Source organism: Stenotrophomonas sp. YJH_SMC_43 (assembly GCF_059372535.1).
Genome location: NZ_JCAFVQ010000004.1, coordinates 269,240 through 282,742 on the forward strand (window position 1 = coordinate 269,240; position 13,503 = coordinate 282,742).

General features: G+C 67.9%; 12 protein-coding genes. 5 read left to right on the top strand and 7 right to left on the bottom strand.

All coding sequences use genetic code 11. The annotated features are described in order from the left end of the window. Nucleotides 1-29: 29 nt before the first annotated feature. Both AC5QAH_RS18240 and AC5QAH_RS18245 read left to right on the top strand, forming a co-directional pair. Nucleotides 30-650, top strand: coding sequence for a thymidine kinase (locus AC5QAH_RS18240; protein WP_010487338.1), 621 nt, complete (start codon nt 30-32; stop codon nt 648-650). Nucleotides 651-745: 95 nt separating this feature from the next. Next, nucleotides 746-1,453, top strand: a complete 708-nt coding sequence (locus tag AC5QAH_RS18245; RefSeq protein ID WP_010487340.1) for an SEL1-like repeat protein — start codon at nt 746-748, stop codon at nt 1,451-1,453. A 42-nt stretch (nt 1,454-1,495) separates the two neighbouring features. Here the strand turns inward: AC5QAH_RS18245 and AC5QAH_RS18250 are convergent, their stop codons facing one another. The 4 genes from AC5QAH_RS18250 to AC5QAH_RS18265 all read right to left on the bottom strand — a co-directional run bounded on the left by AC5QAH_RS18250 (nt 1,496) and on the right by AC5QAH_RS18265 (nt 5,569). Next, nucleotides 1,496-3,100, bottom strand: coding sequence for an OpgD/OpgG family glucan biosynthesis protein (locus tag AC5QAH_RS18250; RefSeq protein ID WP_019338126.1), 1,605 nt, complete (start codon nt 3,098-3,100; stop codon nt 1,496-1,498). Nucleotides 3,101-3,205: 105 nt separating this feature from the next. Beyond that, nucleotides 3,206-4,018, bottom strand: a complete 813-nt coding sequence (gene mutM, locus AC5QAH_RS18255) for a bifunctional DNA-formamidopyrimidine glycosylase/DNA-(apurinic or apyrimidinic site) lyase (RefSeq protein ID WP_010487344.1) — start codon at nt 4,016-4,018, stop codon at nt 3,206-3,208. 19 nt (nt 4,019-4,037) lie between these two features. Beyond that, nucleotides 4,038-4,370 carry an EF-hand domain-containing protein gene (locus AC5QAH_RS18260; protein WP_019338125.1) on the bottom strand — a complete coding sequence of 111 codons (333 nt, stop codon included), beginning with the start codon at nt 4,368-4,370 and terminating at the stop codon, nt 4,038-4,040. After that, the gene (locus tag AC5QAH_RS18265) at nt 4,367-5,569 is read right to left on the bottom strand and encodes a DesA family fatty acid desaturase (RefSeq protein WP_049453905.1); all 1,203 of its coding nucleotides are present in this window, start codon (nt 5,567-5,569) and stop codon (nt 4,367-4,369) included. Before AC5QAH_RS18265 ends, AC5QAH_RS18260 begins: the two co-directional genes overlap by 4 nt. 151 nt (nt 5,570-5,720) lie before the next feature. Here AC5QAH_RS18265 and AC5QAH_RS18270 point away from each other — a divergent pair, with 151 nt between their 5' ends. Beyond that, the gene (locus AC5QAH_RS18270; protein WP_019338123.1) at nt 5,721-6,542 is read left to right on the top strand and encodes an ABC transporter ATP-binding protein; all 822 of its coding nucleotides are present in this window, start codon (nt 5,721-5,723) and stop codon (nt 6,540-6,542) included. Between the two features lie 128 nt (nt 6,543-6,670). On the opposite strand, the gene AC5QAH_RS18275 is transcribed toward AC5QAH_RS18270, so the two are convergent. Together AC5QAH_RS18275 and AC5QAH_RS18280 are read right to left on the bottom strand one after the other, a co-directional pair. Then, nucleotides 6,671-7,873 (bottom strand): DUF4785 domain-containing protein, encoded by a 1,203-nt coding sequence (locus tag AC5QAH_RS18275; RefSeq protein ID WP_049453903.1) that lies wholly within the window; start codon nt 7,871-7,873, stop codon nt 6,671-6,673. Between the two features lie 11 nt (nt 7,874-7,884). Next, nucleotides 7,885-8,763 carry a lipase family protein gene (locus tag AC5QAH_RS18280; protein ID WP_049453901.1) on the bottom strand — a complete coding sequence of 293 codons (879 nt, stop codon included), beginning with the start codon at nt 8,761-8,763 and terminating at the stop codon, nt 7,885-7,887. Nucleotides 8,764-9,026: 263 nt separating this feature from the next. Between AC5QAH_RS18280 and AC5QAH_RS18285 the strand changes: the two genes are divergently transcribed. Then, the gene (locus tag AC5QAH_RS18285) at nt 9,027-9,866 is read left to right on the top strand and encodes an acid phosphatase (protein ID WP_010487359.1); all 840 of its coding nucleotides are present in this window, start codon (nt 9,027-9,029) and stop codon (nt 9,864-9,866) included. 127 nt (nt 9,867-9,993) lie between these two features. Here the strand turns inward: AC5QAH_RS18285 and AC5QAH_RS18290 are convergent, their stop codons facing one another. Beyond that, nucleotides 9,994-12,264, bottom strand: a complete 2,271-nt coding sequence (locus AC5QAH_RS18290; RefSeq protein ID WP_019338119.1) for a TonB-dependent receptor — start codon at nt 12,262-12,264, stop codon at nt 9,994-9,996. Nucleotides 12,265-12,423: 159 nt separating this feature from the next. On the opposite strand from AC5QAH_RS18290, the gene AC5QAH_RS18295 reads away from it, so the two are divergent. Next, the gene (locus AC5QAH_RS18295; protein ID WP_049453899.1) at nt 12,424-13,440 is read left to right on the top strand and encodes a TIGR00266 family protein; all 1,017 of its coding nucleotides are present in this window, start codon (nt 12,424-12,426) and stop codon (nt 13,438-13,440) included. Nucleotides 13,441-13,503: the final 63 nt, after the last annotated feature.

Below are 13,503 nucleotides of genomic sequence, written 5' to 3' on the forward strand. Positions count from 1 at the left end.
GGAGCGGAGCTGCGGCGTACAATCCGTCGATGGCCAAGCTCTACTTCTACTATTCGGCGATGAACGCCGGCAAGACCACCACCCTGCTGCAGAGCGCTCACAACTACCGCGAGCGCGGCATGCGGGTGGCGATCCTGACCCCGCGCCTGGACGATCGTGCCGGCGCCGGCGTGGTCGCCTCGCGGATCGGCCTGCGCGCCGAGGGCATGGCCTTCGATCGTGACACCGACCTGCAACGCTGGGTCGAGCAGGACCTGGCGACGAACGGGCCGATGGGCTGTGTGCTGGTGGACGAGGCGCAGTTCCTGACCCGCGCCCAGGTCTGGCAGCTCAGCGAGGTGGTCGACCAGCTGCGCATTCCGGTGCTGTGCTACGGCCTGCGCACCGACTTCCGCGGCGAGCTGTTCGAAGGCAGCCAGTACCTGCTGGCCTGGGCCGACGAGATGCAGGAGATCAAGACCATCTGCCACAGCGGCAAGAAGGCGACGATGACCGTGCGCGTGGACGAGCATGGCCACGCGGTACAGGACGGCCCGCAGGTGGAGATCGGCGGCAACGACCGCTACGTGTCGGTCAGTCGCGCCGAGTTCAAGAAGATCACCCGCGGTGAAGGGCGTATCGATCCGGCGCAGGCCCCGCTGCCGTTGTAGCAGGCGCGCCGGTGCGCCATGACCTCCAGCGGTTTACAAGCAAGCGCTGTCGCGCCTAGGCTGCGGCACTCCTGCTGCCGAACTGGAAGTCCGACATGCGTTCCGCCCTCCTGCTGCTGCCGCTGCTGCTCCTGCTGCCTCCGCTGGTCATCGCGGCCGAACGCCCGTCCGGTGAAGACGATGCGGCGGTGATCGGCGCCGGTTTCATGGACAGCCACCCGGACATGATGTACCGGCAATGGGGCGTCAACGCGCTGCGTCGCAACGATGTCAACGGCGCGATGGACAACTTCCGGCTGGCCGCGCGGTACGCGGACAAGCCTGCCCAGGGCTACCTCGGCGAGATGTACTGGTACGGGGTAGAGCAGCCGCGCAATCCGGTCATGGCTTATGCCTGGATGGAGGTGGCCGCCGAACGTGGCTATCCGTTGTTCGTCGAGCTGCGCAACGAGTACTGGGCCACGCTGCCGCTGGAGCAGCATGATGCGGCGCGTGCGCAGGCAAGCGCGCTGCGCGCCGAGTATGGCGACGAGGTCGCGCGCCCACGCATGGCCGAAGTGCTCAGAAAGGGGCGCCGCGAGATGACCGGCAGCCGCGTCGGCTCGATGTCCAACAACGTCGACATCGTATACATGGACGGCGGAATCTCCCGCACCATCAAGGCCGACCGTCTGTACGACCCCAAGTACTGGGATCCGAAGCAGTACGAGCGCTGGCAGGACGAAACCTGGATGAAGATCCGCCGGGGCACGGTGGAAGTGGGTGTGCCGACCCAGTCGCACGCCACCGACAGCAAGCCTTGAAGCAACGGTGCCGGCGTGTGGCCGGCACCGAGCCGCATCCATTCAGTACAGCGTGCGCTCCGGCGCGCCCGCCGGCGGCGGGGTGTACTGGTACAGCCAGGTCTCGGTGAGGGTCTTGCCGCCACTGCGCAGGAACAGGCGGATGTCGATCTGCTCGGTGCTGCCTTCCGGCGGCACCAGGTCGAACATCGCGCGGTAGCCGTTGATCTCGCGCAGCGGGCGCGCCGACACGATCTCGACCCGGCCACGGCTGGCTTCCACCACCGCCTCGACCTCGCCCTTGTCGATCAGCTTGGCCAGTTCGCCGCCTTCGAAGTCCACCGCAAAGCGCCAGCTGAAGTACTCGCGCTTCTTGCCGACCACGCCGCCCAGGCCGGTGCGGCTGGCCACGCAGTGCGCCAGCGGCGGCCGTGCCGGCGGTTCGGCGCCCCAGTACAGGCGATAGCCGACCAGCAGCTCCTGGCCCGGCTGCGGCTTTTCCTTCGGGTTCCAGAACGCCACGATGTTGTCGAAGGTCTCGTCCACGGTGGGAATCTCCACCAACTGCACCGAGCCCTCGCCCCACTCGCCCTTCGGCTCCACCCACAGGCACGGGCGCTTCTCGTAGAACACGCCGTCGTCCTGGTAGTGGTCGAAGTTGCGGTCACGCTGCAGCAGGCCAAAGCCGCGCGGGTTGCGGTCCACGAACATGTTGAAACGCAGATTGCGCGGGTTCAGCAGCGGCCGCCAGATCCACTCGCCGGCACCTGTCCACAGCGACAGGCCGTCGGTATCGTGGATCTCCGGGCGCCAGTCCCATGCCATGCGACGGTCGTTCTCACCCACCTGGTACATGCTGGTGCACGGGGCGATGCCCAACCGCTCGATCGCCTTGCGCGGGTACAGCGCACTGTCGATGTCCATCAGCAGCACGTCGCCATTGGTGATCGCGAAGCGGTAGGCGCCGGCCACGCTGGGCGAATCCAGCAGGCCGTAGACCACGATCGTCTCCGAATCGGCCGACGGCTGCTCCAGGTAATAGGCGATGAAGTCCGGGAATTCCTCCGGCTTGCCCATGCCGGTGTCGATCGCCAGGCCACGCGCGGACTGGCCGTACTGGCCTTCCTTGCCGACGGCGCGGAAGTAGCTGGCGCCGAGGAAGGCAGCGAAGTCGCGGTCGGTGTCCTTGCGCGTGTTCAGGCGGAACCCGGCGAAGCCCAGATCGGCCGGCAGCTCGCCGTCCTTGATGCCGCTCTTGCCGTAGTTGAACGCCGCGCCGTCATAGGCCAGCTCCTGCGCCTTGCCGTCGACCACGTCGAACATGCGCACCGGCGAGTGGAAGTACAGGCCCAGATGGAAGAACTTGGCCTGGAACTTGCCCGGCTGGTCGGCCCACAGCGCATGGTCCTGGCGGTAACCGATCGACTGGTACTGGTCCCAGTCCAGGCCTTCCAGGCGGCCCGGCAGCACCCGCTTGTGGCTCTTGTAGGGCGCCTGTGCCAGCGCGCGCGCCTGGCCCTTCAGGGTGGCGAAGTCGAACGGCTGCGGCTGGCCGAGCCGGCGCAGGCCCATCTGGCCGCTCCTGCTGGCCGCGCACGCGGGCAGGGACGGCAGGCCGAATGCAGCCAGGGCGAGGGAGGCATTGCGGATGAAGTCGCGTCGTTGCATGCAGGCGCGTCAGGCACAGAGGGAAGGTCGGCCATCATAGGCAGACAAACGTTAACGGGCAGCGGAGACGTCCCCTGCCCGTTCAGCTGCCGCTGGCCGCCCGGCTCAGCGCTGGCAGTGGCTGCACCAGACACTGGCGCGCTGGCCGATGGTGGCGTGCTTCAGCGCGCGGCCACAGTTCGGGCACGGCAGGCCATCGCGGCCGTATACCAGCAGCTCCTGCTCGAAGTAGCCCGGCGCGCCATCCGGGCTGATGAAGTCGCGCAGCGTGGTGCCACCACGGGTGATGGCGTAGCCGAGGATCTCCTTCACCGCGTCGGCCAGCCGCTGGTAGCGCTCGCGCGAGACCTTCCCGGCCTCGCGCAGCGGGCTGATACCGGCCTTGAACAGGCTTTCGGCGGCGTAGATGTTGCCCACGCCCACCACCACCGCCTGGTCCATCAGGAAGGTTTTCACCGGCGCACTGCGGCCCCGGCTGCGGGCGAACAGGTAGTCGCCGTCAAACACGTCGTCCAGCGGTTCCGGGCCCAGCCCCTGCAGCAGCGGGTGGACTTCGCCGGCCGGCTGCCAGAGCAGGCTGCCGAACCGACGCGGGTCGTTGAAGCGCAGCAGGCGGCCGTTGTCCAGGCTGATGTCGACGTGGTCGTGGGCGCGCAGCGGGGTATCTCCAGGCAGCACGCGCAGGCTGCCGGACATGCCCAGGTGCAGCACCGCGCTGCCGACGGCGGTGTCCAGCAGCAGGTACTTGGCGCGGCGACGGATCTCCTCGATGCGCTGGCCCGGCAGCAGCTCGGCCACTTCCGGCGGAATCGGCCAGCGCAGATCGGCCCGGCGCAGGATCACGCCATGCACGCGACGACCCTGCAGGTGCGGCGCCAGGCCGCGGCGGGTGGTTTCTACTTCGGGCAGTTCAGGCATGAGCCGATTCTACGCCCGCTCAGCGTGGCGGCGCCGCCAGTTCACGGGCATCCAGGACGCCATCACCGTTGGCATCCTGCGTGTGGAAGCGCTTCACGATCACCTGCCGCTGCTGCTCGCGGCTGATCGCCCTGCCCTTGCCACCGGGCAGCTCCTCGGCCGTCAGCACGCCATCACCATTGCGGTCCATGCGGTCGAAGGCATACAGCATCCACTGCACGTACTCGGATTCACTCACCCGGCCGTCGCCATCGCTGTCCATCCGCTGCAGATAGCTGGCGGTATCGGTGACCTGGGCCAGCGCCGCACCCGGCAACAGCGCCACCAGCAGAAGTCGGTACCTTGCCCTCACGCGCCCACCAGGCTGTAGCCCTTCAATCGCGCGGCGTAGGCCTGCAGCGCGGCAATGCCACTTTCCTCGGCCTCGCGGCACCAGGCCTGCAGCTGATGCAGGCGCTCGGCCGCATCGTGGCCGCGCGCTTCCAGCAGCGCGGCCAGGCGCCCCCGGTACTCGACCAGGGTGCGGATGCGCGGCCGTTGTGCCACCCATGCGCTGAGCTGGGCGCGGCTGTCCGGCTTCAACCAGCGGCCATCATTGACCAGGCCACGGCGCAGACGGCGCGGCAGCAGGCGGCGCAGCTTGGCCCCGGCGTGAGCGGCTTCCTCGCGCAGGGCCGGCATGAACACATTGCGCTGGTAATCGGTCATCGCCTGGAAGCGGTGCGACAGCAGCGCCTTCAGGGTTTCGGCATCGGGCACCGCGATGTTCGGGCGTACGTCCATGGCCGGTGCAACGCGAAGCACCTTGGCCAGGCGCAGCGCCTGCAGCAGGCGGATCGCGCTCCAGCCAATGTCGAACTCCCAGCGCCGCATCGCGAAGCGCGCCGAACTGGGGAAGGCATGGTGATTGTTGTGCAGCTCCTCGCCACCGATCCAGAACCCCCACGGCGTGAGATTGGTGGAGGTATCGGCGGACTCGTAGTTGCGGTAGCCCCACCAGTGGCCCAGGCCATTGACCACGCCGGCTGCCCAGAACGGGATCCACGCCATCTGGACCGCCCACAGGGCCACGCCGGGCAGGCCAAACAACACGGTATTGATCGCGAACAACAGCACCGGCCCCAGCGTGGCATGCGGGGTATACAGGCGGCGCTCGATCGCATCATCCGGGGTGCCGCGCCCGTACTGCTCGATGTCCGCGCGCTGGCCGCGCGCTTCGCGGTACAGCTCCACGCCATGCCAGAACACCTTACCGATGCCACGGGTGACCGGGCTGTGCGGATCGTCCTCGGTCTCCACCTTGGCGTGGTGCTTGCGGTGGATGGCCACCCATTCGCGGGTGATCATCGAGGTGGTCAGCCACAGCCAGAAACGGAACACATGGGCCAGCGCCGGGTGGAAGTCGACCCCGCGATGGGCCTGGCTGCGATGCAGGTACAGGGTCACCGAGAAGATGGTGATCTGGGTGAAGACCAGCAGCACCGCCAGCATCGCCCACCAGCCCAGGCCGAGCATACCACCGGTCAACAGGGACATCAGGGCATCAGGCATGGCGGCTCTCCGGATCGACGCGGGGATGGCAGACATCATGGGCGCTTGCGTTGCAAACTGCATCCCTGCGGCGGTGCTTCGCATCGCCATCCGTGGCACCGTTCACAGTTGGGGACCTGAGTTGTCGAGCCTTGATCCACGCGCCAGCACCATGACTGCGGCCCCGCCCATCGCGGAGCTGCCCCCGTTGATCGAACTGGACCGCGCCACCGTGGTGCGCGGCCAGGTGAAGGTGCTGCACGGGCTCAGCCTGCGCATTGCACAGGGCCAGCACACCGCCCTGCTCGGCCCCAACGGCTGCGGCAAGTCGACCTTCATCAAACTGATCACCCGCGAGCTGTACCCGCTGGCGCAGGGCGACGGCTCGGTGGCAGTGAAGGTGCTGGGCCAGAACCGCTGGCAGGTGGACCGGCTGCGCTCGCAGCTGGGCATCGTCACCGGCGACCTCAGCAGCAACCTCGCCGACATGCCGGGGCTGACCGTGGAGCAGGCCGTGCTGTCCGGCTTCTTTGCCAGCTACGTGGTGCCCGCCTTCCGCGAGGTGACCGCCGACATGCGTGCACGCGTCGGCGAGACACTGGCGATGACCGGCGCGCTATCCTTGCGTGAACGTGCCTACGCCGAGCTGTCGGCCGGCGAGACCCGCCGCGTGCTGATCGCCCGCGCGCTGGTCAATCGGCCACAGGCACTGCTGCTGGACGAACCGTCCACCGGGCTGGACCTGGTCGCTCGCGAACAACTGGTGGCGACCATGCGGGTGCTGGCGCAGCAGGGCATCACCCTGGTGCTGGTGACCCACCACATCGAAGAGATCATTCCCGAAATCGAGCGGGTGGTGCTGCTGCGCGATGGCCGTGTGCTGGCCGATGGCACCCGCGCCGAGCTGCTGCGCAACGAACCGCTGTCGGCGGTGTTCGGCGGCGCGATCACCGTCTGCGAGCAGGAAGGCCGGCTGACCGCGTACGCGGGATAATCGACATGCCACTGTAGAGCCGAGCCTAGGCTCGGCTGCTCCTGGCCGCGGGGAACGGCAGCCGAGCATAGGCTCGGCTCTACAGAAAACGGTACAGCGGGCCGGAACCCGGCCCGCTGCACCCTTGCTCAGAACTTCAACGCCAGCGCGCGCGACTCGATCGGTGCCATCCGGCTCTGGTCCTGCAGCTGCAGGTCGCGCAGCTCGTACGGCGCACCAAAACCAGCCGGCAATGCGGCCTGGCCGAACGGCAGCACCAGCTGGCCTGCGCCCGGGCCATCGAACCACGCCGCCGCGTGCGCCTGTGCAACCGGCTTCAGCTGGCCATCGCGGGCAGTGGCATACAGCGTGCCACGCGCTTCGTAGCGGCCCGCTGCAGCCACCTGCAGCGGCAGCGCCACCTGGCGGTTGACCGCATCCGGTGCCGCTTGGCCGCTGAAGCGCGCGGTCGGCCGTGCCACCGCGAAGGCCACCTTGCCATCGCGCAGCACGCCATCGGCCTGGGCGAACACCTGCAGTTCCCACAGCCCCTGCACGGTGCCGACGTCTGCGGGGATCCGCACCTGCGCGCGCAGCGCGCCGTCGGTGGTACGCAGCAGTCGCTGCGGCCAGCTGCGTCCATCGGGTGCGACCAGCAGGGCTTCACCGCCCAGGCTGCCGCGGCGCGAGGCCATCTGCGCGGTGGTGGCACCGTCTTCCAGCAAGCGTGCCTGCAGCTGCACGTTGCCACCGGCCAGCACCTGCGCCTGGTTGGCCTGCACTTCCAGCCGCAGCGGGCTGTTCGGCTCCAGCACCTGCACCACGTAGCGGCCCTGCGCCTGCGCGCTCTGCAGGGTGTAAGCACCGGCCGCACTGGTCGCGCCGGTGCGCAGCATGCTGCTGCCATCACCCACCGGCATGCCGGCATCCTGCAGCGCGCGCGCATCGACACTGCGCGCCACGCTGCTGCGGCCGGCCGGGTCGCGCAGCTGCAGGGTGTTGGCTGGCACTGCACGCGCGCCTTCGGCCGGGCTCAGTTGGATCACCGCGTCGGCAGCCGTCAGCGGTAGATCGACGCCACGTTGCAGCTGCGCGCCATCGACCTGCTGCCAGTAGCTGCGGCTGACCGAGGCATACGGCGTGGCCGCCTGCAGCCGTTGTGCCGGGTCCAACGCCCAGGCAAAGGACAGCGGCGCGTGTTCGCTTTCATCGGCGGGCAGCGGCGCGGCCACCAGGGCGGCAGGCACCTGGTCGCCTGCACGGGCGGCCTGCAGCGGCTGCGCGGCCTGCGCTGCGGAAAGGGACAGCACTGCCAGGACGGCGCCGGCCAGCAGGGTGGATTGAATCGTCATGGTCGTCTCCCTCACTGGGTCAGGTCGTTGCGCAGCAGGGTGCCGAGGCCGAAGCACTCGCGGCGGCTCTGGTTGTGGCTGAGCGGTTCCGCGCCCTGGGTACGCGCCTTGTCGGTGAACCAGGTGGTGCCGGCGGCCTTCTGGCTGCTGCACTCCAGGAAGCCGTCGGAGCAGGACGACAGCCAGTTCTGGGTGAACTCCAGGCCGACATTGGCGGCGTAGCCGCCGCAATAGCTGTTGCTGTCCCACACCGCCGATTCCACGTCGCTGCCGACCACCGCACGGAACGGCTTGGGCAGGGCGGGACGGCCTGCGGTGCCGTACAGGTTCTGCGCGTTGTAGGTGGCCATGCTCGCCACCTGCTGCTGGCGCACCGCGTCGTTCTTGTAGCCCAGCAGCCAGCCCAGCGAGGTTTCGAAGGTGTTGCCGTTGAGCACCGCATCGGCCAGCGGCGTGCCGGCCGAGGACGGCGCCAGCGCGGTGACCTTGCGCACCGTGCGGATGATCTTCGGGTAGCGGCTGTCGTAGGTCGGGTTGGACAGGATCCAGCGCACCACGTTGCCGCCGTTGGAATGGGTGATCACCACCAGCTGGGTGATGCCGCGGCTGTCGATGAAGCGGGTCAGCTGGTTGGCCAGGCAGCCGGCGGCCTCCGGCTTCCACATGTACTGGGTGAAGTCGCAGTTGATGACCACATAGTTGCTGCTGTTCGGCAGGCCCTGGCGCACGGTGTCGATGATCGCCGGCTGCCAGTAGTCCTGGGTGGCGTTGGTCTGCGCGCCGGTGCCATGCACGAAGGCCACGCCGACCACGTCGGCGGCCTGCGCCGGGGCGGCTGCCAGCCCGAGGAGCAGGGCCAGGACGGTACTTCCTGTTGCGGTGCTGCGCATCGCTTCTCTCCCTCTGTCTGCGGATCCCCCCGACCCGGCTGGAACTGGACGGCTCCTGGTGCGTGCCGTTGTGCCGATGCTCGCGGCGCAGCCGCGTGAAAGTCCGTGCGCTGCGCCCGGATTCAGGAGACTGACCTCCATCGATGACGCTTTCCCTATCGCCGCAATGACCATGCCGGGTCTGGCCATATGACCGATGGCCACTGCGGTGTCGTATTCGGGCTGCGATCATGGCGCGTTGTTTTCTCTCCCGGAGCCTGTCCATGTCGCTGATTTCCCACCCTGCCCGCCCGCTGCTCGGCCTTGCCGTCATCGCGGCCCTGGCCGGTTGTGCCGCCACCGCCGCCAAGCCGACCGCCGTCGAAGCCAACATCACCACCAAGGCGGTGGGCTATCTGGACAAGAGCGCGGTACCGGCCAGCCTCGACCTGGTGCCGGCACCGCCGGTGGCCGGTTCGGCCGCCCTCGCCCTGGACGAACAGGTCAGCCGTGAAGCCCGCGCGCTGCGTGGCAGCCCGCGCTTCGCCCAGGCCGGTGTCGATGCGGAACTCGGCTTCCCCGAAGGCGCCAACCACTTCTCCTGCGCCGCCGACATCGACGTCGATGCGGTGAAGACTCCGGCGCTGTACCGACTGCTGGAGCGCAGCCGGATCGACGCCAGCGCGGCGACCAAGGCTGCCAAGAATCACTACCAGCGCCCGCGCCCATTCATGGTCAATGGTGAGCCGACCTGCTCGCCGAAGGACGAGGACGGCCTGCGCAAGAACGGCTCCTACCCGTCCGGCCATACTTCGATCGGCTGGGCCTGGGCCCTGATCCTGTCGGAGATCGCACCGGACCACGCCGATGCCATCCAGGCCCGCGGCCGCAACTACGGCGAGAGCCGCCTGGTGTGCAACGTGCACTGGCAGAGCGACATCCTCGAAGGCCGCTTCATGGGCGCCGCCGCCGTGGCCCGCCTGCACGACAACGCTGCGTTCAACAAGGACCTGCTGGCCGCACGCAAGGAGATCGAAGCGGCGCGCAAGGCTGGTCGGCACTCCAGCCGCGACTGCGCCACCGAGAATGCGGTGCTGAAGGTGCGCCCGCAGAGCGCGCTGTAAGCCATTGTAGAGCCGAGCCATGCTCGGCTCAGAGCAGCCGAGCGCAGGCTCGGCTCTACATGAAGCAGGAAACAGAAGGGCCGGCATTGCGCCGGCCCTTCTTCATTGCATTACCGCAGTCACCGCATCAGAACTTCGCGGTGAACTCCACGCCCCAGGTCCGCGGCTCGTTGAGGAAGCCGGTCAGGTTGTTGAAGTCGATCGCACCGACCACGCGGGTCTGGTTGGTCAGGTTGCGGCCGAACACCGCAACGTCGTACTGGCCGTAATCCCAGTTGTAGCCCAGGCGCAGGCCGCCTTCCAGCGAACTACGGCCGCGGAACTCCGGCGACTCGTAGATGAAGAAGTTCACCGCGCTGCGGTAGGCCCAGTCGGTGTAGGCATACAGCTCACTGCCATCGCTGAGCGGGAAGCCCACGCGCAGGGTCGCGTTGTGGATCCACTTCGGCGCCTGCGGCAGCGGATTGCCGTTCACCAGCGCATAGGGCTTGCCGCCGATCATGGTGATCGGGTCGGTAACAGTGCAGCCACCACCACAGACCGCCACCGCCAGATCCTTGTCCTTGATCTCGGTGTCGTTGTAGCTGCTGCCGAAGGTCAGCAGGACGTTGTCGGCCAGGTAGGCTTCCAGGTCCAGTTCCACGCCCTGGCCGATGGTCTTGTCGGCGTTGAGCAGGGTGGCGGTGTTGTTGGTGCCGCCCACGGCGATCAGCTGCTGGCCGTCAACGTTGTAGCGGAACACGCTCAGGCCCAGGCGCGCGCGCCGCTCGAACAGGTCGGCCTTGATGCCGGCTTCATACGAGATCACCTTCTCCGAATCGGCCTGCGACAGGCCGGGCGCGAAGGCCAGGCGGCCCTGGATCGACGGCGCGCGGAAGCCCTTGGCCACGCGGGCGTAGGCATTCACGTTGTCGGTCAGCTTGTAGACGCCGCTGACATCCCAGCTGACGTCGTTGACGTCGGTGTTGGCCACATACGGGCCACTGACCGGGGTACCGAACGGCACGGCCTGCAGCACGCTGGCGTTGAAGTCCTTCTTGTCCTGGGTGTAGCGCACACCGGCACGCAGCTTGAAGCGGTCGGTGACATCGAAGTCACCCGAGGCAAACACCGCCCATGCCTTGTTGCGCTGGTTCTGCACCACATGGCCGGTCTGCGGGTTGCCCGGCTTCAGCGAGTTGTAGTTGAAGTTGTTGATGGTCACGTCTTCGTCGAAGTAGAAGACACCGGCCTGCCAGTCGAAGCGGCCCCATTCGTTGGATTCGACGCGGAACTCCTGCGTCCACTGGCGGTGGTGCGGCAGGCCGTCGGCCGACTCGGACGAGAACGGGATGAAGCCCGGCCCATAGTTGCCAGCGCCCAGTGATGCCTCGCCGTAGCCACCGTCAATGTCGCCGCGGTTGAGCGATTCAGCGGTTTCATAACCGGTGATCGAATGCAGGGTCACCGAACCGAGGTTCCACTGCAGGCGCGCGCTGCCGCCCCAGGTTTCCAGATCGGAGAAGTTGACGCCGTCGTTGGCCACCTTGTCGCGGTCGAAGTTCTCGACCAGGCCGTTGCCACCCTTCTGGATGATGTTGGCGCGGAACAGGCGGGCGGTACCGTTGAGCTTGCGCTTGTGCAGGTTGAACAGCGCTTCGAAGTCATCGCCTTCGTACAGGAACTGCACGCGGCCGGCGGCTTCGTCATAGCCTTCGAAACCGCTGTTCGGCGCACCGGCGCGGGTGTTGTCGACCCAGTCATCGCGGCGCTGGTAGATGGCCGAGACGCGTGCCGACCAGCGATCGGTCAGCGGGCCGCCGTAGGCACCCTGCACGTTCCAGCTGTTGTAGCTGCCATAGCCCACGCGCACGTAACCGTCGGCATCCTGCGACGGGCGCGCCGAATCGAACTTGACCACGCCGGCCGGGGTATTGCGGCCGAACAGCGTGCCCTGCGGGCCGCGCAGCACTTCCACGTTGGCCAGGTCGAACAGCGGGAAGCCCTTCAGCAGCGGGCTTTCCTGCACCACGTCGTCGTACACCAGCGACACCGGCTGCGACGCATTGAGGTCGAAATCGGTGTTGCCCAGGCCGCGGATGTAGAAGCGCGGGAAGGCACGGCCGTAGGACGACTCGATGTTGAGGCTGGGCACGCGCGCGGCCAGGAAGCGGATGTCATCGCCCGCAGAACCCAACACATCGAGCTTCTCGCCCTGGATCGCGCTGATCGCGACCGGCACGTCCTTGGCGTTCTCAACGCGCCGCTGCGCGGTCACCTGCAGGGCATCGAGGGCAACCGGATCCTTGGCAGCGGGAGTTTCCTGGGCGGCTGCTACCAGCGGCAACAGGGCGGAAAGAGCGGCAACGAGGGGGCGCGCGACCGGAAGGCGGCCACGGGAAGTGCGGGTCGGGGACATGGCGGTAGGCTGTGTTTGGAGGGGTGGTAAAACGGCGCTACCAGATAATTGTTGCAATACAGCACCTGCCCCGCAAATGCCTGCCGTTCATGGCCCCGTCGCCCCGGCCCCCGCGCCCTCGCTAGACTCGGGGTTTTCCAGCCCTGCGGAGCCGCCGCGATGACCCAGTGGTACTTCCATGCCTCCGCCCAGGCCGAGCGTATCGGCCCGCTTGATGACGAGGCCGCGCGCCGTTATGCGCAGGCCAACCCGCGCGCCCTGGCCTGGTGCCAGGGCATGAGCGGGTGGACCTCGATCGCCGAGGTGCCCGAACTGCAGTCCGCGGCCCCGGGCATGCCGAACACCCCGCCGCCGGTCCCCGCCGCTGCCAGCAGCCGCGCCGACGACATCGAGTTCCGCATCGTCGGCCATGAAATGCAGTTCGTGGAAATCGAGCTCGACCCCGGTGAGAGCGCCATTGCCGAGGCTGGCGCATTGATGTTCAAGGACGCCACCGTGCAGATGGATACGGTGTTCGGCGCCGCCAACGGCGACCAGGGCAGCGGCTTCATGGGCAAGGTGATGGCCGCCGGCAAGCGCGTGCTGACCGGCGAGAGCCTGTTTGCCACCGTCTACACCCAGAGCGGCCACGGCAAGGGCAAGGTCGCCTTCGCCGCCCCCTACCCCGGAACCGTACTGGCAATGAAGCTGGACCAGCATGGCGGCCGCCTGATCTGCCAGAAGGACAGCTTCCTGGCCGGCGCGCGCGGCGTGCAGATCGGCGTGCAGTTCCAGCGCAAGATCATGACCGGCCTGTTCGGTGGCGAAGGCTTCATCATGCAGAAGCTGGAGGGGGACGGCTGGGTGTTCATCCACGCCGGTGGCTGCGTGGTCGAGCGCGAGCTGGCCGCAGGTGAGCGACTGGACGTGGATACCGGCTGCGTGGTGGCCTACCACCCGACCGTGGACATGGACGTACGCCGGGTCACCGGCATCAAGAGCATGCTGTTCGGAGGCGAGGGCGTGTTCCTGGCCACGCTGACCGGCCCGGGCAAGGTCTGGCTGCAGTCGCTGCCGTTCTCGCGCCTGGCCGGGCGCATGTGGATGGCGGCGCCGCAGGGCGGCGGCCAGAGCCGCGGCGAAGGCTCGGTGCTGGGCGGCCTGGGCCGGATGCTGGACGGCGACAACCGGTTCTGAGCCCCTCGCCCGGGCGGTGCCGACCAAGGTCGGCACCGCCCGCGCTCCTTTTCCTGAATAGGC